The following is a 17449-nucleotide window of genomic DNA, read 5'->3' as shown; positions in this document are numbered from 1 at the left end:
ATCGAGTGGGCCACCAGAGTGACGTCCCGGAGGTCGAGCTGGGTGATGAGGTCGTTCAGGTCGTCGGCGAAGGTGTCGAAGTCGTAGCCGTCGTACACCGGCGTGGAGCGCCCGTGGCCGCGGCGGTCGTGGGCGATGCCCCGGAAGCCCGCGTCGGCCACGGCCTTCAGCTGGTCCTGCCAGGCGTCGCCGTTCAGCGGCCAGCCGTGGATGAAGACCACGGGGCGGCCGTTGCCCCAGTCCTTGTAGAAGATGTCGACACCGTCGCGGGTCGTGCAGATCGGCATGGCGTACCTTTCGGCTCTGTGGCGGCCCGGCCACCGGGGGGCGGCCCGCATCCGGGCGGGCTCACCCGGGGACCGGGCAGCCGGGCGGGGGGCGAGGCGGACGTTCTCCGGTCCCCGTCCTATCTTCCACATCAGGGCATACGGCGCATGTCGGGCGACCGGCGAGGTCCCGGGGCCTGGGGTGCCGCGTCCGGCGGGCGACGGCGGGCCGGAGGGCGCGGTGCTCGCCGCGACTTCGCCGCCGCTGTCCGCCGTGGCAGCCGGTTCCGCGGAACTTCCGTGCGGCGAAGCGGGGTTGTAGCGTTCCGTCATGACGTGGGAGCGCACGGCGACGGGTGGCGGCGAGGTGCCTCCTTCCTGGGAGGAGGTCGCCCAGGTCCTGCGTGCGCGTATCCGTGACGGCGTGCTGAGGGCCGGGGATCCCCTGCCGGCCCTCGCGGAGCTGGCGGCGGAGTTCCGCGTCGAGCGGGCCGCGATCAGGGCGGCGCTGCGGAGTCTGCGGGAGGAAGGGCTGCTCGCCGAGGGCATGCGGGGTGTTCCTGCCCGCGTCGCCCCGGACGCGGACGGCCCGCCGCCCGCGCGGGTGTCCCTGGGCACCCGCGTCCTGGAGGCGTTCGACGCACCCGACGTTCGGATCGACGCGGTGTGCCTGACGACGGAATCCCTCACCCTGGCCCTCGCCGAACCGACCCGGCGGATCTTCTCCGGCGGCTCGGCCCCACGATCGGTGAGGGTGCGTGTGCTGCTGCCGTCCGGCGACCTGCACCTGGCGCCCCCGGGGCGGGAGGGCGCCGGCCCCGCGCACGAGCGGTGGCGGGCGGTCCGCGCCGCGCAGAGCGCGGTGCTGAGGCACTCGCTGACGGCGGTGGGCCGGGCCCGTGGACTCGACGTCGAGGTGTCCTTCGGGGACCTCCCGTTCACCCCGCCGGTGAAGCTCTACCTGCTCAACGGGAGCGAGGCACTGTTCGGCCACCACTGCGTGGAGCGGCGGACCGAGGAGGCCGGCGGATCGACGGCCGGGACGTCCGGGGGGCTGGGCGACCGCCCGGTGCTCCTCGCTTTCGCGCAGTCGTCCGGCCGGGCGCACGACCTGGCGTTCGTCGAGCGGTCGCAGCGGTGGTTCGACGGCCTGTGGGCCCAGGCCGCGACGGACCTGCCGGACTGAGGACCTCGCCGCCGACCTGTTTCGCCGGCGCGGACCGCCGGCGAAACAGGTCTCAGTCGCCCGGCGCGAACAGCAGGGCCAGGACGAGCGCCCCGGCGCAGGCGAAGTTCGCGTTGCCGACCTTGAGGCCGAAGCTCAGCAGGCTGACACCGACGGTGCCCATGACGCCGTACTTCCACTGAATGATCTGCTCGAGGCCCAGGGTGAACAGGGGCATGGTGGTCACTCCTTCCCAGGTGCGGGACAGGCGCGGATGCGCCTCTGGGTGGGGGAGACCGGCGACTTCGCGCGACGCTGCGCAAGAACCGAACAACTGCTGTACAAGTCCCCCGTTTTGACTTGTCGTACTTATTCCTCCGGGGCTCCTGCCGCAAACTTGTCTGGTTATTTGGTTAGTTGTAGGTCCTGTGAACATCGGTCGTCCCGGTTGTGCGTGGCATCTGACCGTGTGGGTGCGGAAGTTGTAGGGTTGCAGTGTGACAAGTCATGGTTCCGCCCCGCGTGATGCCAAGTTCCAGTACCTCTGGGTCGCAGACGAACTGCGCAAGGAGATCAACAGCGAGGCGCACAGGCCCGGCGAGCGGCTTCCCACGCAGGAGGAGCTGGCCACGCGCTTCGGTGTGTCACGCGCGACGGTCAATCAGGCGCTCTCCCTGCTGCGCAAGGAGGAGCTGATCGTCACCCGGCAGGGGAGCGGGTCCTTCGTGGCGTCCGAGCCCGGGGAGCCCTCGCACGTGCCGGGGCCCGCCAGGAGCCCGGAGGGCAAGGTGTGGGCCGTCGTTTCGGAGCGCGTACCGCCGGTGCTGCTCAAGCCGTATCTGGTAGAGGCGTTCGAGGCCAACGTGGTCAAGCTCGACGTCTTCTCGATGACCACCGAATCGCTCGCCGCCCGGGTCGTCGACCAGAAGGACCGCATCGTCGCCGGGGAGATCAGCCCGCCCCGCAGCATCACCGCACGGCTGCTGCTCCCGAACACCGACTCCTCCGCCCTGGCGATCCCCCGGCAGGTGTCGGGCGAGGACGATCCACGGGTCCGCCAGCGGCTCGGCGGCATCCTGCGCAGCCACGTGACGATGCTGCGCTCCGCCCTGTACGAGCTCCGCCGGCTCAAGCTGGTCGAGGAGGTCGCGGTGCAGGTGCGGATGGTCCCCTTCGCGCCCCAGATGAAGCTGTACATCCTGAACAACCGCGTGGTGCTCCAGGGCTTCTACATCCCGGAGGAGGGCACGGCGACGCTGGAGGACGGCGAGGAGGTGGCGACCTACGACGCGTACGGCACGGGGGCCACGCTGTATCCGTTCCGGGCCTCCGCCGACTCCACCCCCGAGCAGGCCGGGGTGGTGCGGGCGGCGAAGAAGTTCTTCGACGCCAACTGGGAGAACCTGGCCACGAAGGTGACGTTCTGACCGTGCACGCCACGACGACCCCTGCCCCGGCCGCCGCTAAGAGGACCGACGACATGACTGCCCGGTGCGAAGCCGCCTCCCCCGCAGACACCTCCTCGTCAGGCACGCCCTCCGAAGCGGACGAGCCCGGCCCGGCCGCGCTCCTCTCGGCGGCGGAATGCGTCCTCTTCGACTTCGACGGCCCTCTGTGCCGGCTGTTCGCCGGGCGACCGGCCGCCGGGGTGGCCGCCAGGCTGGCCGAGGGGCTGAGCGCCCTCGGGTGCGACCCGGAGGTGCTGGCCGCCAGGACGGACGACCCGCTGGCCCTGCTCCAGGAGGTCGCCAAGCACCACGGCGACGGCCCGGTGACGGCCCGTGCCGAGTGGCTCCTCACGGCGGAGGAGACGCAGGCGGCTGCCGGCGCCACCCCCACGGAGCATGCGCTGGAGCTGATCGGAGCCCTGGACGCCGGGGGCTGGAAGCAGGCCGTCACGACCAACAACTCGCCGGTGGCGGTGGCCCGTTTCCTCCGGCGCCACCACGCGTCCGCGCCTGCGGCCGAGCACATCCACGGCCGTACGTCGGACCCCGCGCTCCTCAAGCCCGATCCCCACTGCCTGGTCCGTGCCCTGGAGTCGACGGGCACGGCCGCGGCGGCGGCCGTGATGATCGGGGATTCCCCCGCGGACTGCCTGGCCGCCAAGGCGGTCGGTGTACCGTTCATTGGCTATGCGGTGAATGAGCGCAAGCGCCGGGCACTCGAGGACGTCGGTGCCCGGTGCTCGGTGCGCTCGCTGCGGGGCCTGCTGGAGACGGCCCGGCAGCGTGTGCGGTCGAGGGAGCCGGGAGCGGGGCCGCCGGGGGCCGGGAGCCGCGGGTAGAGGCAGGTTCTGCCCGCAGGGGGACCGGTTCGGTGGTCGCTCCCGGCACCCGTTCACGGTCGAGGGAGCAGGCGGTGACAGTCGCCACCACGGTGGACATGCGCGGGTATCCGAGGGGCCGTCCCGGCCAGGTCTCCGACGGCACGGCGATCGAGGGTCCGTACAGAGGGCACTACCGCGAGACGTACGTCTTCGCCCTGCCGGGCGGTCCACTGCGGTGCAAGGTGCACGAACCGCGTTCGGAACTCTTCCGGTTCGACCGCACGAGCTTCGTCTCCGAGGACCGACTGCTGCTGGACCTGCGGGGCCGGGTGAGCCGGATACCCGAGATCACCGTCCTCGACGAGCACCTCCTGCTCCAGCGGTTCATCGAGGGGCGGACCCTGGGCAGGAGCCCGGCCGGGACGCTCTCCGCGCGCCATGCCGGGCAGCTGGGGCAGCTCTTCGGCGAGCTGGTGGCACTCGACGCCGGTTCGATCGGCGCGCGACGGCTCCACGATCCCGTGGGCCCTCCGGCGGACGGGGACACCGGCGCCTTCCTCGACGGCCTGGTCACCTTCACCGAGCAGCAGGTCTACCGCCTCCACCAGGACCGCTTCGGCTCGCTCTTCCGTGAACTCGGGGTCGGCGAAAGGGCGTTGGACGCGATCAAGGCCCGGTCGCGCGGCCTCACCAGCCGGCCGTTCACGCTGGTCCACGGCGACCTGCACCGGCTGAACTTCGTCGTGGACGCGGCGGACGATCTCTGGACCATCGACTGGGAACTGTCCATGATCGGCGATCCGTTGTACGACCTCGCCACGCATCTGCACCTGATGCGGTACTCCCCCCGGGAGGCCGGGCGGACCGCCTGCCTCTGGGCCGGCGCGGTGGAGAGCGTGCGACCGGAGTGCGCCAGGGGCTGGCGGGAGGATCTGGCGACGCTCCTCGCCTACAAGCGCGTGCAGTCCGTCTACACCGATGTGATCCGGGGGGCCATCGCGCTGGAGCAGCCGGGAGCCGGGCCCGTCCCGGGCCGGCTCCCGGTGATCGCGCACCGGGTTCGCGAGGTGCTGTCGCGGGCCCGGGTGCCGCTCGGCCTGGACGCGGTCCCCTCGCTCCGCCGGGTCATGGGTGCGTACGCCCGCTGGATCCAGGGCCCGGCGTCAGCGGGTCCGCATCCTGAAGAGCACCCGTGACAGCGCCACGGACACCACCAGGGTCCCGGCCGCCCATGCCAGCGCGATCCAGGGGGCGTCGCCGACCGGCCGGCCCAGCAGCAGGCCGCGCAGCGACTCGATGGCCGGGGTCACCGGCTGGTGCTCGGCGAAACCGTGGAGCCAGTCCGGCAAGGTGTCGACGGGGACGAACGCGCTGCTCGGGTAGGGCAGGAACGACATGAAGAAGCTGAAGCCCCCGGCCGCCTCCGGGGTGCGGGCGAGCAGTCCGACGGCGGCCGAGAGCCAGGAGAGCGCCACGATGCAGGCGAGCAGTACCGCGGCGACGGCGAGCCAGCCCGCAGGTGTGGCGGCGGGGCGGAAGCCGATGAGCACGGCGACGCCGAACACCAGCGTGGTGGAGAACAGGTTGCGTACGGTGCTCGCCACGACGTGTCCGGCCAGGATCGGCGTCCCGCCGATGTCCAGGGAGCGGAAGCGGTCGATGATGCCTCCCTTCATGTCCTCGCTCACCGCGACCGCGGTGGTGGCCGAGCCGAAGCCGGCGCAGAGGAACAGGACGCCGGGGACGACGTACATGACGTACGCGTCGTAGGCGCCGCCGGTGTCGATCGCCCCGCCGAAGAAGTAGACGAAGATCAGCATCAGCAGGACCGGCAGCATCATCGAGGTGATGACGGCGTCGACGTTGCGCCGGCTGAGGAGGAGGCTGCGGCCGGTCAGGACCGTGGCGTGGGTCAGGATCCCGGGTGCGTCAGACATGGGCCGGTGCCTCCGTGGGGCCGGTGGTCAGGGCGAGGAACACGTCGTCGAGGGTGGCGCTGTGCAGGGAGAAGCGCTCCACGTCGGTGCGGTGCGGATCGACGTCGTCGAGCAGGGCGCGTGCGTGGGCTGCGGTCCCGTCCGTGGGGATGCCGAGCGTGAGGGTCTCCGGGGAGTGGTGGACGGCCCTGGTGGCGAGCCGGAGATAGGCCTCGCGGCTGCTGAGGACGAGGTCCAGGCGGTGTCCGGCGAGGCGTGACTTCAGGGTGGCGGGGGTGCCCTCGGCGACGATCCGGCCCTGGTCGAGGACGGCGACGCGATCGGCGAGCTGGTCCGCCTCCTCCAGGTACTGGGTGGTGAGCAGCACCGTGGCGCCCTGGTCCGCGAGGTCGCGGACCACCTGCCAGAGCTCGCGGCGGCTGCGGGGGTCGAGGCCGGTGGTGGGTTCGTCGAGGAAGTAGACACCGGGGTCCGGCGAGCCGACCAGGCCCGCGGCGAGGTCCAGGCGGCGCCGCATCCCGCCGGAGTACGTGCGGACCTGGCGGGACGCGGCGTCGAGGAGGTCGAAGCGGGTGAGGAGCTCGTCGGCCCGCTGCCGGGCCCGGGGGCGGCTCAGTCCGGTCAGCCGGGCCACCATCCGGAGGTTCTCCCGGCCGGTCAGCGTCTCGTCGACGGCGGCGGACTGCCCGGTGAGGCTGATGAGCCGGCGCACCCGGCGCCGGTCCGCGACGACGTCGTACCCGGCGACGCGCGCCGAACCGGAGTCGGGCGTCGTGAGGGTGGACAGGATGCGCACGGTCGTCGTCTTGCCGGCGCCGTTCGGGCCGAGCAGGGCGTGGATGCCGGCGGGCGCGACCCGCAGTCCGACACCGTCCAGGACGCGGACCCGGGCGCCGGGTCCTCCGTAGGACTTGGTGAGGCCGTGTGCCTCGATCATGACGTCGTCGTGCACGAGGATCCCCCTTATGCGTATGGCATACGCGTTACTGCGTAAGCATTACGCAAACTTAGGATGGTGGCAAGCCAGTACTGGGGAAGGCGGCTTCGGGTGACGGAGAACAGCGGTGCGGCGGGCGGCACGGGCCTGCCGGCCAGCATCGAGGCCGCGTGGGGGCTGCGGGAGCGTCCGGTCAAGGGGCCGAAGCCGGGCCTCACACTGGACCGGATCGTCGACGCGGCCGTGGCGGTCGCCGCTTCGGAAGGGCTCCAGGCCGTCTCGATGGGCCGGGTCGCCAGGGAACTGGGCGCCTCCACCATGGCGCTCTACCGCTACGTCTCCGCCAAGGAGGAGCTGTACCTCCTCATGCAGGAGGCCGTCATGGGCGCCCCCTCGCCGCTGCCCGCACTGGAGGACGGAGCGGGCTGGCGGGAGGCGCTGAGCCAGTGGGCCTGGGCCCAGCGCCGGGTCTTCCAGCGCAACCTGTGGTCCCTGCGCATCCCGATCTCGGGCCCGCCGGCCAGCCCGCACTCCGTCGCGTGGTGGGAGCAGGGGCTCCAGGCGATGGAGGGCACCGGGCTGAGCGAGGGCGACAAGATCTCCGTCATCCTCCTGGTCTCGGGCTTCGTGCGGAACGAGGCCCTGCTGATGAGCGACATCGCGGCGGCCGTCGAGGCGAAGGGGGTCCCGCCCCAGGAGGTGATGGCGCAGTGGGAGCGGACGGTGCGGCGGCTCGCGGACCCCGTACACCATCCCGCGCTGACCCGGCTGCTGGACTCCGGGGTCATGGACGAGCCCGACGCACCCGACCACGACTTCGTCTTCGGGCTGGAGCGGGTGCTCGACGGTGTCGAACTGCTGATCGGGAAGGGTGAGCCGTCATGAGCACCCGCAAGCCGAGCCTGCGCGAACGCAAGAAGCAGCAGACCTACGAGGCCGTCTCCGAAGCGGCGATCACCCTGTTCCTGGAGCGGGGCTTCGACCAGGTCTCGGTCGCGGAGGTGGCGGCTGCGGCGGACATCTCGAAGCCCACGCTGTTCCGGTACTTCCCGGCCAAGGAGGACCTGGTCCTGCACCGGTTCGCCGACCACGAGGACGAGTCGGCCCGCGTCGTCGCCGGCCGGCCCGAGGGCACCACGCCCCTGGAGGCGCTGCGCCTGCACCACCTGGACGGCCTGGACCGCCGTGACCCGGTCACCGGCCTCTGCGACGTCCCCGAGGTGCTGGCCTACCACCGGCTGCTCTACGGCACGCCCTCACTTGTCGCCCGCATGTACGCCTACCAGGGCCGGTCGGAGGCGGCACTCGCCCGCGCCCTGGACCCCGGCAGCCCTCTTCCGGCGCAGCTCGCGGCGGGGCAGATCATCGCCGTGCTGCGCATCCTGGCGATGGAGAACTGGCGGCGGATCGACGCGGGTGAGACCGCCGGGCAGGTCCACGACGACGCCGTGGCGGCGGCCCACGTCGCCTTCCGGCAGCTGGAGGACGGCCTGCTTGGCGCAGCTCCCGCGGACGGGCGCGGACGAACCGGCGGGTGAGCGGCGTGCGGTGGGTCCGGCCGCCCACCCGGGTCGCTGCTCGTCGCGGGCCGTACGCCCCCGCCGCGCACGGTGCTCCGGAGCGCTGGGGGCAGGCCCCCTGTCCGTCGCACAGCACCGCTCCGCAGTGCCCGCCGCTCTCACTCCTCGGACGGCATGTCGAGGGCGGTTCCGTAGATCCGTGACACCCGGATCCGGAGCACCACGCGCTCCTCGTCCACCGCCTGGGCCAGGAAGGCGCGTTCCTCCGCAGGGTCGTCGAAACCCGGTGTGAGTGACAGTAGTTCACGGCCCACCGCGTCACCGGCACGGACGGTCTTCTCCGAGACCTCGGCCTCGCCCTCGGCCACCGCGAACGACCAGACGTCACCGCCCTGTACGTGCAGCGAGGCGTGGGGATCGCGGCGCAGCATCCGGGCCTTGAGGCGGCCGGCTGTGGTGGAGACGCGCACGACCCGCTCCTCGGCGTCCCAGCGGTACAGCACGGTCGAGAGGTGCGGATGGCCGGTGCTCCGTACGGCGGCGAGCACCCCGAACTGCTGCTCGGCGAGGAGCCGTGACGCCTCCGGCTCGGTGAGGGGGCGGGGCGCGGGTCCGCTCGTCGGCCCGGTGGCCTCGGCGGTGTCGACGGTGTTCATGTGCTGCTCCTTCAGGGGCGGATGCGGGAGGGCGAGTGGCGCAGGACCAGGAGTGCCACGGCGAAGGCGGTGACGAGCAGGCCGGCGCCGACCGTGAAGGCGAGCCGGTATCCGCCCGCCAGCGCTTCGGCCCGGTCATGGCCCGCGGCGAGCATCCGCTCGGTGCGGGACGCCGCCAGGGTGGTCAGGACGGCGACGCCGACGGCCATGCCGATCTGCTGGGTGGTGTTGAAGAGTCCCGAGGCGAGCCCGGCGTCGTCCGTGCCCGTGCCGGACATGCCGAGCGAGGTCAGCGCGGGCAGCGCGAGGCCGAAACCGGCCGCCAGGAGCATCACGGGGAGCACGTCGGTGACGTACTGCGCGTGCACCGGGAGCCGGGTGAGGAAGCCGAGGGCGCCGATCAGCAGGGCGAGCCCGGCGAGCAGGACCGCGCGCTCGCCGAACCGGGCGTTCAGCCGGGCCGAGATCCCCAGGGAGACGCCTCCGATGACGACGGCGGCGGGGAGCAGGGCGAGACCGGTCGCGGTGGCGCCGTAGCCGAGGACGTTCTGCAGGTGCAGGGCGACGACGATCTGGAAGGAGAACATGGCGGCCACCAGGAGCGCCTGGACCAGATTGGCCCCCGCCACGCTGCGGGACCGCAGGATGCGCAGGGGCATGAGCGGGGTCCGGGCGGTGGCCTGACGGACGGTGAAGGCGGCGAGGAGCGCGAGGGAGACCGCTCCCAGGCCGAGCGTGTGCACGGAGATCCAGTCGTGCTCCTCCACCGTGACCACCGTGTAGATCCCCAGCATCAGGCCGGCCGTGACGAGGGCGGCGCCGAGCGCGTCGGCGCCCGCGGCGAGGCCGATGCCCCGGTCGGACGGGAGGACCCGGCGTGCGACCAGGAGGGTCGCCAGACCGATCGGCAGGTTGATGAAGAAGATCCAGTGCCAGCTGAGCGCGTCGGTGAGGACCCCGCCGAGCACCTGCCCGATCGACGCGCCCGCCGCTCCGGTGAAGGAGAACACGGCGATGGCCCCGGCCCGTTCGTGTGGCTCGCGGAACAGCGTGACGAGGATGCCGAGGGCGACGGCGGAGGCCGTCGCGCTGCCGACGCCCTGGAGGAAGCGGGCGGCGACCAGTGCCGCGGGGGTGGTGGCGGCGCCGGCCAGCAGGGAGGCGAGCGTGAACACGGCGGTCCCGGCCAGGAACATGCGGGTGCGGCCGAGCAGGTCGCCGAGCCGGCCGGCGAGCAGCAGCAGGCTGCCGAACGCGATCAGGTAGGCGTTGACCACCCAGCTGAGACCGGCGGACGTGAACCCCAGGTCGCGCTGGATGGCGGGCATCGCCACGGTGACGATGGAGCCGTCGAGAGTGAGTGTCAGCACCCCCGCGGCGATCACTCCCAGGGCGAGCGCGCGGTCACGGGCGGGCCGGGCGGGCTCGGCGCTCCCGGGCGCGGGGGGTGCCGTGGACGTGCCGGAGATCGTGCGGGAAGCGTCGACGGTCATCGGTCTTCTCCTGTCGGAAGGCTCACAAGAGAAGACCGTAGCAGATTGTTTTGTTGCAGACTATATTTGTCGGACCTTTTTGGCGGTGCTTCCGGGGCTCCCCGGCCCGGGGTCTACTTCTGTCCCTGGCGTGCGCGCCGTACCGGGCGCGGGTTCTCCGCCGGCGTGGCGAGGTGGTTCGTGGCCAGCATGCCGAGGGCGCGCAGAAGGGCCTCGCGGTCGCCCTCGGGGAGTGTCTCCAGCGCCTCCCTGTGCACCCGGTCGACGATCGCCTGGCTCCGTACGGCGATCTCGGCCCCCTCGTCGGTGACGGCGATGATCCTGGCGCGGCGGTCGCGGCTGGAGGGGCGGCGTACGGCGAGCCCGGCGCTCTCCAGGGCGTCCACGGTCACCACCATCGTGGTCTTGTCCATGTCGCCGATCTCCGCGAGCTGGATCTGGGTGCGCTCCTCCTCCAGCGCGTGGATCAGGACGCAGTGCATGCGTGCCGTCAGCCCGATCTCGGCGAGGGCCGCCGCCATCCGGGTCCGCAGGACGTGGCTGGTGTGGTCGAGGAGGAAGGACAGGTCCGGCGCGGTGTTCGCGGGGGTCAGGGCGGTCATGTCCCCCAGGGTAGCAACTAGTACCGTGGCAGATCGTCCCGAAGGGGACGTTATCCGGGCAGCTCCGACCGGACCAGCGCCCGGGCGAAGGGCTCGCCGGAGGACTCCGCGTACGCCATGCGCTCCTTCACCTCGCGCAGGCTGCGCGGGCGGTAGCCCGGGCCTCCGCAACAGCTCTTGTGGAAGCGGACGCCGGCGTGCAGCACCACGGAGAGCGCACGCCACGCGGAGGTGTCCCGCCGCCGCGGAGGGGCGAAGGCGGAACCGGCGTGGATCAGCGCGCGGGCGCACCGGGGGCAGACGCGGTCCGGCCGCTCCCTGTCGTAGGGCTGCTTGTACGAAGCCCTGCACGGCAGGCAGACGTACGAGGTCTTGGCGGGCGGCATGCGGTCAGGGTAGGCCGAGGCGTGAGGGCGGTCGACCGGTTTTCGAGGGCCTGCGCGCTCACCCGGTGACGGACCGCCGCCGGCGCCACAGGAGCCCCGCGCGGCGCCGCGGTCCCGGGCGTCGGGCCGGGCCGGTCCGCGCCGCCGCCGCGTGCCCCGTCTCCCACGGGCGGTCGGGCGAGAGCAGGGGAGCCTTGCGGTCGGCCTGCGCCCTGATCTCGTGGTGGGCGTCGTGCGCGGTCACCCGGAACGCCTCGTCGTACGACGCCAGCGCGGCGGTGAGGGCGGCGCCCGCGGTGCCGCGCCGCCGGACGCGGGCCACCAGCAGCCGGAAGAAGCCCATCACCGCGAGGAGCGCGACGGTGAGCACCAGGAGCGGCAGGAGGTCGTTCACGCATCCGACGCTACGGGACCTGGGGCCTGCTGTTGAGAGGGCGGCGCCCCTCCGTTCGCCCCGCCTCGCGGCCCGCGAGGACCCCGGTGGTCCGGCTGCGCCCCGGAGTTCGGCCTCCGGGCGGGGCTCCCGTCGCCGTCGGGGCGCGGTGGGCCGGCCTTGCTGTCACCGTTGACATGGGTAGCTAACACCAGTAGCTTTTAGCTAACAAACTTAGCCGGATGGTTGTGAAGGGGCGTCATGACGGAACACCTTGCTGTCGACGGCGGCACGATCGCGTACGAGGTCGCGGGAGAGGGGCCGCTGATCGTTCTCGCGCACGGCATGGGCGACAGCCGCGCCGCGTACCGGGCGATGGTTCCGCGGTTGGTGGCGGCGGGATACCGGGTCGCCGCGGTCGATCTGCGCGGCTGCGGCGAGTCCAGCACCGGCTGGCCCGAGTGGAGCCGTACCGCCGTCGCGGGCGATCTGCTCGCCGTGATCCGCCACCTCGGCGGCCCGGCCGTGCTCGTCGGCCACTCGTTCTCCGGGGGTGCGGCCACCATCGCCGCGGCGCGTGAGCCCTCGCTGGTCAGCGCGGTCGTCGAACTGGCGCCGTTCACCCGCAAGCAGTCGATCAGCCCGGGAGACCTGCGGGTGAAGCGGTGCCGGCGCGGCATGGTGCGGCTGGTCGGCGCGGGGCTGTTCGGCAGCGTGCCGCTGTGGTCCTCGTACCTCGACGTCGCCTACCCCGGTGTGAAGCCGGCGGACTGGGCCGGGCGGATCGGCCGCATCGAGTCCATGCTCCGTGAGCCGGGCCGGATGAAAGCCCTCCAGGGCATGGGCCGCAGTGCGCCGACCGACGCGGGGGACCAGCTCGGCGACGTCCGCTGCCCGGTGCTCGTCGTGATGGGGACGCTCGATCCCGACTGGGCCGACCCGCGCGCCGAGGGCTCGGCGATCGTCGACGCGCTGCCGTCCGGCCTCGGCCGCCTGGAGATGATCGAGGGTGCCGGGCACTACCCGCACGACCAGGTCCCCGACCAGGTGGTTGCACTCGTGCTCGCCTTCCTCCGTCCGGACGCCGCCCGTGCCTAGGGCGGGCCTGGACACGGCCGCCGTGGTCTCGGCCGGCGCCGCCCTCGCCGACGAGGTGGGCATCGCCCGCCTGACGATGGGTCTGCTGGCCGAGCGGGTGGGGGTGCGTACCCCGTCGCTGTACAAGCACGTACGCGGCCAGGAGGACCTCAACCGGCGTATCGCGGCGCTGGCGTTGAGCGAGGCCGCCGACGCCGTCGGAAGCGCGATCCAGGGGTGTGCGGGCCGCGACGCACTGGCGGGCGCGGCCCGCGCCTTCCGCGCCTTCGTGCTGGAGCACCCCGGCCGCTACGCCGCGACGGTCGGCGTGGAACCCACCGGCCCGGACGATCCGCTGGCCGTCGCGGGGGAGAGGCTGCTCCACGCGTTCACCGCGGTCCTGCGCGGCTACGAGATCGCCGAGCCCGACGAGGCCCACGCCCTGCGCATGCTGCGCAGCCTCTGCCACGGCTTCTCCACCTTGCAGGCGGGAGACGGCTTCCGGTGGAGCGCGGACGTCGACGAGAGCTTCGAGTGGCTGATCGCCTTCGCCGACCGTGGCCTGCGGAGCCTGTGAGGCGCCGCTTCGGCCTTCGCGCCCTGCCGCACACCGGTGGCCGGGCAGCCGCGGCGGCCCGGCCCTCCCCTCACGGCGTCACGCCTCCCCGCCCGCGTCCCGGGCGGCTCGTTCCACCCGGTCGCGGTGCTTCTCCCACCAGGCCGTGTCGCCCGCCGGGACACTGCCGTTGCCCTCGTTCATCCCCACGGCGCCGTCGATGAGTTCGCGCACGATGTCGGCGTGGCCGGCGTGCCGGTGGGTGTCCGCGATCACGCGCACCACCGCGTGGTGCAGGGTCACCTCGGCCCTCTCGGCCGGCCACCAGGGCACCGTGCCGACGGTGTCCAGCGGCAGGGCGTCGATCGTCGCGTCCGCGTGCGCCCAGGCCCGGCGGTAGAGCCCCACGATCTGCTCACGCGACTCGTCGGCGGTGGCCCACATGTCCGCGTTGTCCTCGGCTCCCTCCTCGACCCAGGGGAGCGCTTCGCCGGACGGCCGGCCGAAGGTGTCCCCCAGATAGCCCAGTTCCACACTGGCGACGTGCTTCACCAGGCCCAGCAGATTGGTGCCGGTCGGGGTGAGCGGACGCCGGGCGTCGTACTCCCGCAGTCCTTCGAGCTTCCACAGCAGGGCGTCGCGCGCCGACTGGAGGTAGAAGTGCAGGTCGGCCTTGGGATCAGTGGTCGTCATGGGGGGCAAGTCTGCCGTCGGGGTGACCCACGGGCACAGCCTTTTCGCCGAGGGCGGTACGCGGTCCCGGTCGCCCTCACCTCGTGCCACGCCGCAGGACCACCCCCGAGCCGCCGGGCGGACACGGCTGGCGACGGGCGCGCGAACCGCCCCTGGCGGCCCTCGGCCCGGCGCGGGCGCGGGACGGTCACCAGCCCGTCACACCAGGGTGCGAACACTTTTGCAAGCGGTCGCTTGCAAAAGTTAGCAAGGGTGGGGCACCATCGGGGCATGGCATCACTCAACGTCGGCAATCTCGGCGAGTACCTGCGTGAGCAGCGGCGTACCGCGCAGCTCTCCCTGCGGCAGCTCGCCGACGCCGCCGGAGTGTCCAATCCGTATCTCAGCCAGATCGAGCGCGGTCTGCGCAAGCCGAGTGCCGAGGTGCTGCAGCAGGTCGCCAAGGCCCTGCGGATCTCCGCCGAGACGCTGTACGTGCGGGCCGGGATCCTCGACGAGCGGGAGCGGGAGGAGCTGGAGACGCGGGCGGTCATATTGGCCGATCCGTCGATCAACGAGCGGCAGAAGAGCGTGCTGCTGCAGATCTACGACTCCTTCCGCCGGGAGAACGGATTCGATGTCGCACCCGACACCGGCTCCGAGTCCCACGGTGCCGCGGACGCGGAGAGCAGAATCGATGCCGACGCGGACAGCGGTGCCGGGGGGGCGAACGGTGCCGGTCCGGGTGCTCGCGGCCCCCGTACGGCCGACGGCAGTGATGCAGACCCACCCCTGAACTGAATCCGATGATCCGGGAGGACCCCAGTCATGGCCATCACCGATGACCTGCGTAAGACCCTCACCGACCCCACCCCCCTCTACTTCGCCGCCGGCACGGCCGACCTCGCCGTGGAGCAGGCGCGCAAGGTGCCCGCGCTGATCGAGCAGCTGCGGGCCGAGGCGCCCGAGCGGATCGAGGCCGTGCGCAACACCGACCCCAAGGCCGTGCAGGAGCGTGTCACCACGCAGGCCAAGGAGGCGCAGGCCAGCGTGCAGGCGAAGGTGAGCGAGGTCTTCGGGGCGCTGGACACCGACCTGAAGAAGCTGGGCGAGACCGCCCAGGACCTGGCGCTGCGGAGCGTGGGTGTTGCTGCCGAGTACGCGGTCCGGGCCCGGGAGACGTACGAGAAGGTCGCCGAGCGCGGCGAGAACACCGTGCGGATCTGGCGCGGCGAGACGGCCGACGAGATCGTCGAGATCGCGGCCGTCGTCGAGGCGGAGCCGAAGCCGGTGCCGAAGCAGAAGTCCGACGCCGCCACGAAGCCGGTGACTCCCGCGAAGCCGGTGACCTCGGCGAAGCCGGCCGCCCCGGTCGCCAAGAAGAGCGCGCCGAAGCCGGTGGAGTCCAAGGCGGCGCCCGCCGCGAAGAAGACCGCGCCCGCGCGCAAGCCCGCCGCGAAGAAGACCACCCCCCCCTCCGCGAAGTAGGCGGAAGCGGTCCCATGAGTACCGGAAGAACGGTCCGGGCACCTTTGAGGGTGCCCGGGTCGTTGTCCCGGTACCTTGGCCGCGAGGCGCTCATCCACTGACTAGGCGGTGCTCACCGTGTTGCTCGAAGCTTTCGGCTCGTTCCTCCAGCTGCTGTATCTGGCCATGCTCGTGCTGGCGGTGGTCGCGCTGGTCTTCGCCGTGACAGCGCGCGAGGACGCCTACCGGGCCGCCGACAAGCAGAAGAAGTCGTTCTGGCTGATCATCCTGGGGGTCACCGTCTTCGTGAACCTCGTCATCCCGATCCTGTTCCTGCAGATCGCGGGTGTGATCGCGTCCATCGTCTTCATGGTGGACGTGCGCCCGGCGATCAAGGCGGTGTCGGGCGGCGGAGGCCGGCGCGGCGGCTCCAGCAGCGACGGACCGTACGGCCCCTACAACGGCGGGCGCTGAGCGCCCGCGACCGAGGCGGCACCGGGGCGGGAACGCGAGGCGTTCCCGCCCCTTCGGCGTATCCGGGTCTCGTCGCGTTCCAGCAGGAGGACCGCCACGTCGTCGGTGAGTTCGCCGCCGTTCAGCTCCTGTGCCTGGGTGACCGCGGCCTCCAGCAGCGCCTCGCCGCGGAGCCCCTCGTCCAGCCGGCCGTTGACCATGGCGACCATGCCGTCCTGGCCCAGTCGCCGGCTGCTCTCGGAGCCCACGCGGCCCTCGATCAGGCCGTCGGTGTACATCATGAGGCTCCAGGAGCCGCCCAGCTCGACCTGCCGTCGCGGCCACCGGGCGTGCGGCAGCAGCCCGAGTGCCGGGCCGCCGTCCTCGTACGGCAGCAGATGAGCCGCGCGCCCCTGGCGGGCGATGAGCGGCGCGGGGTGGCCCGCGATGCACAGTCCCGCGCGGCGGCCGTCGGGAGCGATGTCGACCGTGCACAGGGTCGCGAAGATCTCCTCGCTCTGCCGTTCGTGCTCCAGGACCTGCTGCAGCGTGGAGAGCAGCGCGTCGCCGCAGAGCCCCGCCAGGGTCAGCGCCCGCCAGGCGATGCGCAGCTCGACGCCGAGCGCCGCCTCGTCGGGGCCGTGGCCGCAGACGTCGCCGATCATCGCGTGGACCGTGCCGTCGGGGGTGCGGACCGTGTCGTAGAAGTCGCCGCCGAGCAGGGCGCGGCTGCGGCCCGGCCGGTAGCGGGCCGCGAAGGCGAGGTCGGAGCCTTCGAGGAGGGGGGTGGGCAGCAGCCCGCGCTCCAGGCGGGCGTTCTCCTGGGCGCGCAGCCGGGACTCGGTCAGCTGGTGCTGGGCGATGTCCGCGCGCTTGCGCTCCACGGCGTACCGGATGGCACGGCTGAGGAGGCGCCCGTCCAGCTCGTCGCGGAAGAGGTAGTCCTGGGCGCCGACGCGCACGGCCTCGGCGGCCCGCTCCGCGTCGCCCTCGGCGGTGAGCGCGAGGACCGCGTGCTGCGGGGCGATACGCAGGACGTGCTTGAGGGTGGCGAGCTCGTCCGGCTGGGCCGTCCCCTCGTCGCGGCCTTCGGCGCGCGCGGCGGTGGGCGGCGAGGCCAGTTCGAGGTCGAGGTCGAGCAGGATGCAGTCGACGTCGTCGGTCAGCAGGCGTCCCGCCTCGGTGAGGTTACGGGCGGTGCGGACGCGGACCCGCGCTCCGGTGGTGGACGACAGCTCGGGAACGGTGAAGGTGCCCGCAGGGTCGTCCTCGATCACCAGGAGTGTGAGGCCGGCGCCATGAGTGGTCTCCGCAGCGGGAACGGCACGTTGCTGCGGTACGGGTACGGGCATCGATTCGGGTTTCCTTCCCTCCCCCCGAGGGCGCGACGGGACGACGATCGACGACCCGCCGACGGGGACGATAGCGGTCCGCGGCGGGGGAACGGAATGGCGCCCGGCGGTCATCCTGCGTCCTGTGCACGGCCATAAGCCGCGTCCCACCACGGATCCGGCGTGCCGCGTCCGCACGAAAGGGACAAGGGGTCATGACAAACATCACGCGCCGGACACGCCCCGCACACAATCCCCGTGGCCCAGGTCACCCGGCCCGGAAGGCCCG

22 protein-coding genes are annotated in these 17449 nt (G+C 72.5%); 11 read left to right on the top strand and 11 right to left on the bottom strand.

The window, feature by feature from the left end:
* A partial coding sequence (locus ACFY8O_RS06665) for an alpha/beta fold hydrolase (protein WP_387899481.1) occupies positions 1-287 on the bottom strand: 287 nt, incomplete at its 3' end.
* Between the two features lie 310 nt (positions 288-597).
* On the opposite strand from ACFY8O_RS06665, the gene ACFY8O_RS06660 reads away from it, so the two are divergent.
* Positions 598-1452, top strand: coding sequence for a winged helix-turn-helix domain-containing protein (locus ACFY8O_RS06660; RefSeq protein WP_387899478.1), 855 nt, complete (start codon positions 598-600; stop codon positions 1450-1452).
* Between the two features lie 52 nt (positions 1453-1504).
* Here ACFY8O_RS06660 and ACFY8O_RS06655 read toward each other — a convergent pair whose 3' ends face one another.
* Positions 1505-1669 carry a hypothetical protein gene (locus tag ACFY8O_RS06655; RefSeq protein ID WP_167526150.1) on the bottom strand — a complete coding sequence of 55 codons (165 nt, stop codon included), beginning with the start codon at positions 1667-1669 and terminating at the stop codon, positions 1505-1507.
* 259 nt (positions 1670-1928) lie between these two features.
* On the opposite strand from ACFY8O_RS06655, the gene ACFY8O_RS06650 reads away from it, so the two are divergent.
* The 3 genes from ACFY8O_RS06650 to ACFY8O_RS06640 all read left to right on the top strand — a co-directional run bounded on the left by ACFY8O_RS06650 (position 1929) and on the right by ACFY8O_RS06640 (position 4896).
* A complete protein-coding gene (locus tag ACFY8O_RS06650; RefSeq protein WP_145804613.1) occupies positions 1929-2858 on the top strand; it encodes a GntR family transcriptional regulator in 930 nt (309 codons plus the stop codon).
* A 53-nt stretch (positions 2859-2911) separates the two neighbouring features.
* Positions 2912-3718: an HAD family hydrolase gene (locus ACFY8O_RS06645; RefSeq protein WP_387899474.1), complete on the top strand. Its 807-nt coding sequence runs from the start codon at positions 2912-2914 to the stop codon at positions 3716-3718.
* Positions 3719-3792: 74 nt separating this feature from the next.
* Positions 3793-4896, top strand: coding sequence for a phosphotransferase (locus ACFY8O_RS06640; protein ID WP_387899471.1), 1104 nt, complete (start codon positions 3793-3795; stop codon positions 4894-4896).
* Here the strand turns inward: ACFY8O_RS06640 and ACFY8O_RS06635 are convergent.
* Positions 4864-5637, bottom strand: coding sequence for an ABC transporter permease (locus ACFY8O_RS06635; protein ID WP_387899468.1), 774 nt, complete (start codon positions 5635-5637; stop codon positions 4864-4866). The two genes, ACFY8O_RS06640 and ACFY8O_RS06635, sit on opposite strands and share 33 nt — an antisense overlap.
* A complete protein-coding gene (locus ACFY8O_RS06630; RefSeq protein ID WP_387899641.1) occupies positions 5630-6574 on the bottom strand; it encodes an ATP-binding cassette domain-containing protein in 945 nt (314 codons plus the stop codon). Before ACFY8O_RS06630 ends, ACFY8O_RS06635 begins: the two co-directional genes overlap by 8 nt.
* Positions 6575-6685: 111 nt before the next feature.
* Here ACFY8O_RS06630 and ACFY8O_RS06625 point away from each other — a divergent pair, with 111 nt between their 5' ends.
* Together ACFY8O_RS06625 and ACFY8O_RS06620 are read left to right on the top strand one after the other, a co-directional pair.
* Positions 6686-7459 (top strand): TetR/AcrR family transcriptional regulator, encoded by a 774-nt coding sequence (locus ACFY8O_RS06625; RefSeq protein WP_387899465.1) that lies wholly within the window; start codon positions 6686-6688, stop codon positions 7457-7459.
* Positions 7456-8112: a TetR/AcrR family transcriptional regulator gene (locus ACFY8O_RS06620; protein ID WP_387899462.1), complete on the top strand. Its 657-nt coding sequence runs from the start codon at positions 7456-7458 to the stop codon at positions 8110-8112. The genes ACFY8O_RS06625 and ACFY8O_RS06620 overlap by 4 nt, the downstream gene beginning before the upstream one ends.
* Before the next feature lie 140 nt (positions 8113-8252).
* Here ACFY8O_RS06620 and ACFY8O_RS06615 read toward each other — a convergent pair whose 3' ends face one another.
* The 5 genes from ACFY8O_RS06615 to ACFY8O_RS06595 all read right to left on the bottom strand — a co-directional run bounded on the left by ACFY8O_RS06615 (position 8253) and on the right by ACFY8O_RS06595 (position 11625).
* Entirely contained in the window at positions 8253-8750 is a 498-nt protein-coding gene (locus ACFY8O_RS06615) for a TIGR03618 family F420-dependent PPOX class oxidoreductase (RefSeq protein ID WP_145804605.1), read from the bottom strand.
* 11 nt (positions 8751-8761) lie between these two features.
* Complete coding sequence (locus ACFY8O_RS06610) at positions 8762-10243, bottom strand: MFS transporter (protein ID WP_387899459.1); 1482 nt, start codon at positions 10241-10243, stop codon at positions 8762-8764.
* Between the two features lie 113 nt (positions 10244-10356).
* On the bottom strand, positions 10357-10845 hold the full coding sequence (locus ACFY8O_RS06605) for a MarR family winged helix-turn-helix transcriptional regulator (protein ID WP_387899456.1): 489 nt from the start codon (positions 10843-10845) through the stop codon (positions 10357-10359).
* Between the two features lie 50 nt (positions 10846-10895).
* Positions 10896-11231 (bottom strand): deoxyxylulose-5-phosphate synthase, encoded by a 336-nt coding sequence (locus ACFY8O_RS06600; protein ID WP_387899454.1) that lies wholly within the window; start codon positions 11229-11231, stop codon positions 10896-10898.
* A gap of 58 nt (positions 11232-11289) precedes the next feature.
* Entirely contained in the window at positions 11290-11625 is a 336-nt protein-coding gene (locus ACFY8O_RS06595; RefSeq protein WP_387899451.1) for a hypothetical protein, read from the bottom strand.
* A gap of 240 nt (positions 11626-11865) precedes the next feature.
* On the opposite strand from ACFY8O_RS06595, the gene ACFY8O_RS06590 reads away from it, so the two are divergent.
* Positions 11866-12702: an alpha/beta fold hydrolase gene (locus ACFY8O_RS06590; RefSeq protein ID WP_145804597.1), complete on the top strand. Its 837-nt coding sequence runs from the start codon at positions 11866-11868 to the stop codon at positions 12700-12702.
* 22 nt (positions 12703-12724) lie between these two features.
* Positions 12725-13258, top strand: coding sequence for a TetR/AcrR family transcriptional regulator (locus tag ACFY8O_RS06585; RefSeq protein ID WP_145804888.1), 534 nt, complete (start codon positions 12725-12727; stop codon positions 13256-13258).
* A gap of 78 nt (positions 13259-13336) precedes the next feature.
* On the opposite strand, the gene ACFY8O_RS06580 is transcribed toward ACFY8O_RS06585, so the two are convergent.
* Complete coding sequence (locus ACFY8O_RS06580) at positions 13337-13930, bottom strand: DinB family protein (RefSeq protein ID WP_145804595.1); 594 nt, start codon at positions 13928-13930, stop codon at positions 13337-13339.
* 270 nt (positions 13931-14200) lie between these two features.
* Between ACFY8O_RS06580 and ACFY8O_RS06575 the strand changes: the two genes are divergently transcribed.
* From ACFY8O_RS06575 to ACFY8O_RS06565, 3 genes are all read left to right on the top strand, one after another.
* Positions 14201-14710 carry a helix-turn-helix domain-containing protein gene (locus ACFY8O_RS06575; protein ID WP_387899446.1) on the top strand — a complete coding sequence of 170 codons (510 nt, stop codon included), beginning with the start codon at positions 14201-14203 and terminating at the stop codon, positions 14708-14710.
* A gap of 27 nt (positions 14711-14737) precedes the next feature.
* Positions 14738-15397 carry a hypothetical protein gene (locus tag ACFY8O_RS06570; RefSeq protein WP_145804591.1) on the top strand — a complete coding sequence of 220 codons (660 nt, stop codon included), beginning with the start codon at positions 14738-14740 and terminating at the stop codon, positions 15395-15397.
* A 117-nt stretch (positions 15398-15514) separates the two neighbouring features.
* Complete coding sequence (locus tag ACFY8O_RS06565) at positions 15515-15850, top strand: DUF2516 family protein (RefSeq protein WP_033298647.1); 336 nt, start codon at positions 15515-15517, stop codon at positions 15848-15850.
* Here the strand turns inward: ACFY8O_RS06565 and ACFY8O_RS06560 are convergent.
* Entirely contained in the window at positions 15832-17181 is a 1350-nt protein-coding gene (locus tag ACFY8O_RS06560) for a PP2C family protein-serine/threonine phosphatase (protein ID WP_145804589.1), read from the bottom strand. The genes ACFY8O_RS06565 and ACFY8O_RS06560 overlap by 19 nt on opposite strands.
* Between the last annotated feature and the right edge of the window lie 268 nt (positions 17182-17449).

The organism is Streptomyces argenteolus (assembly GCF_042902585.1).
Lineage (GTDB): Bacteria > Actinomycetota > Actinomycetes > Streptomycetales > Streptomycetaceae > Streptomyces > Streptomyces argenteolus.
The sequence above is the reverse complement of the archived record's forward strand: the minus strand, read 5'-3'. Positions and strand labels throughout refer to the sequence as shown.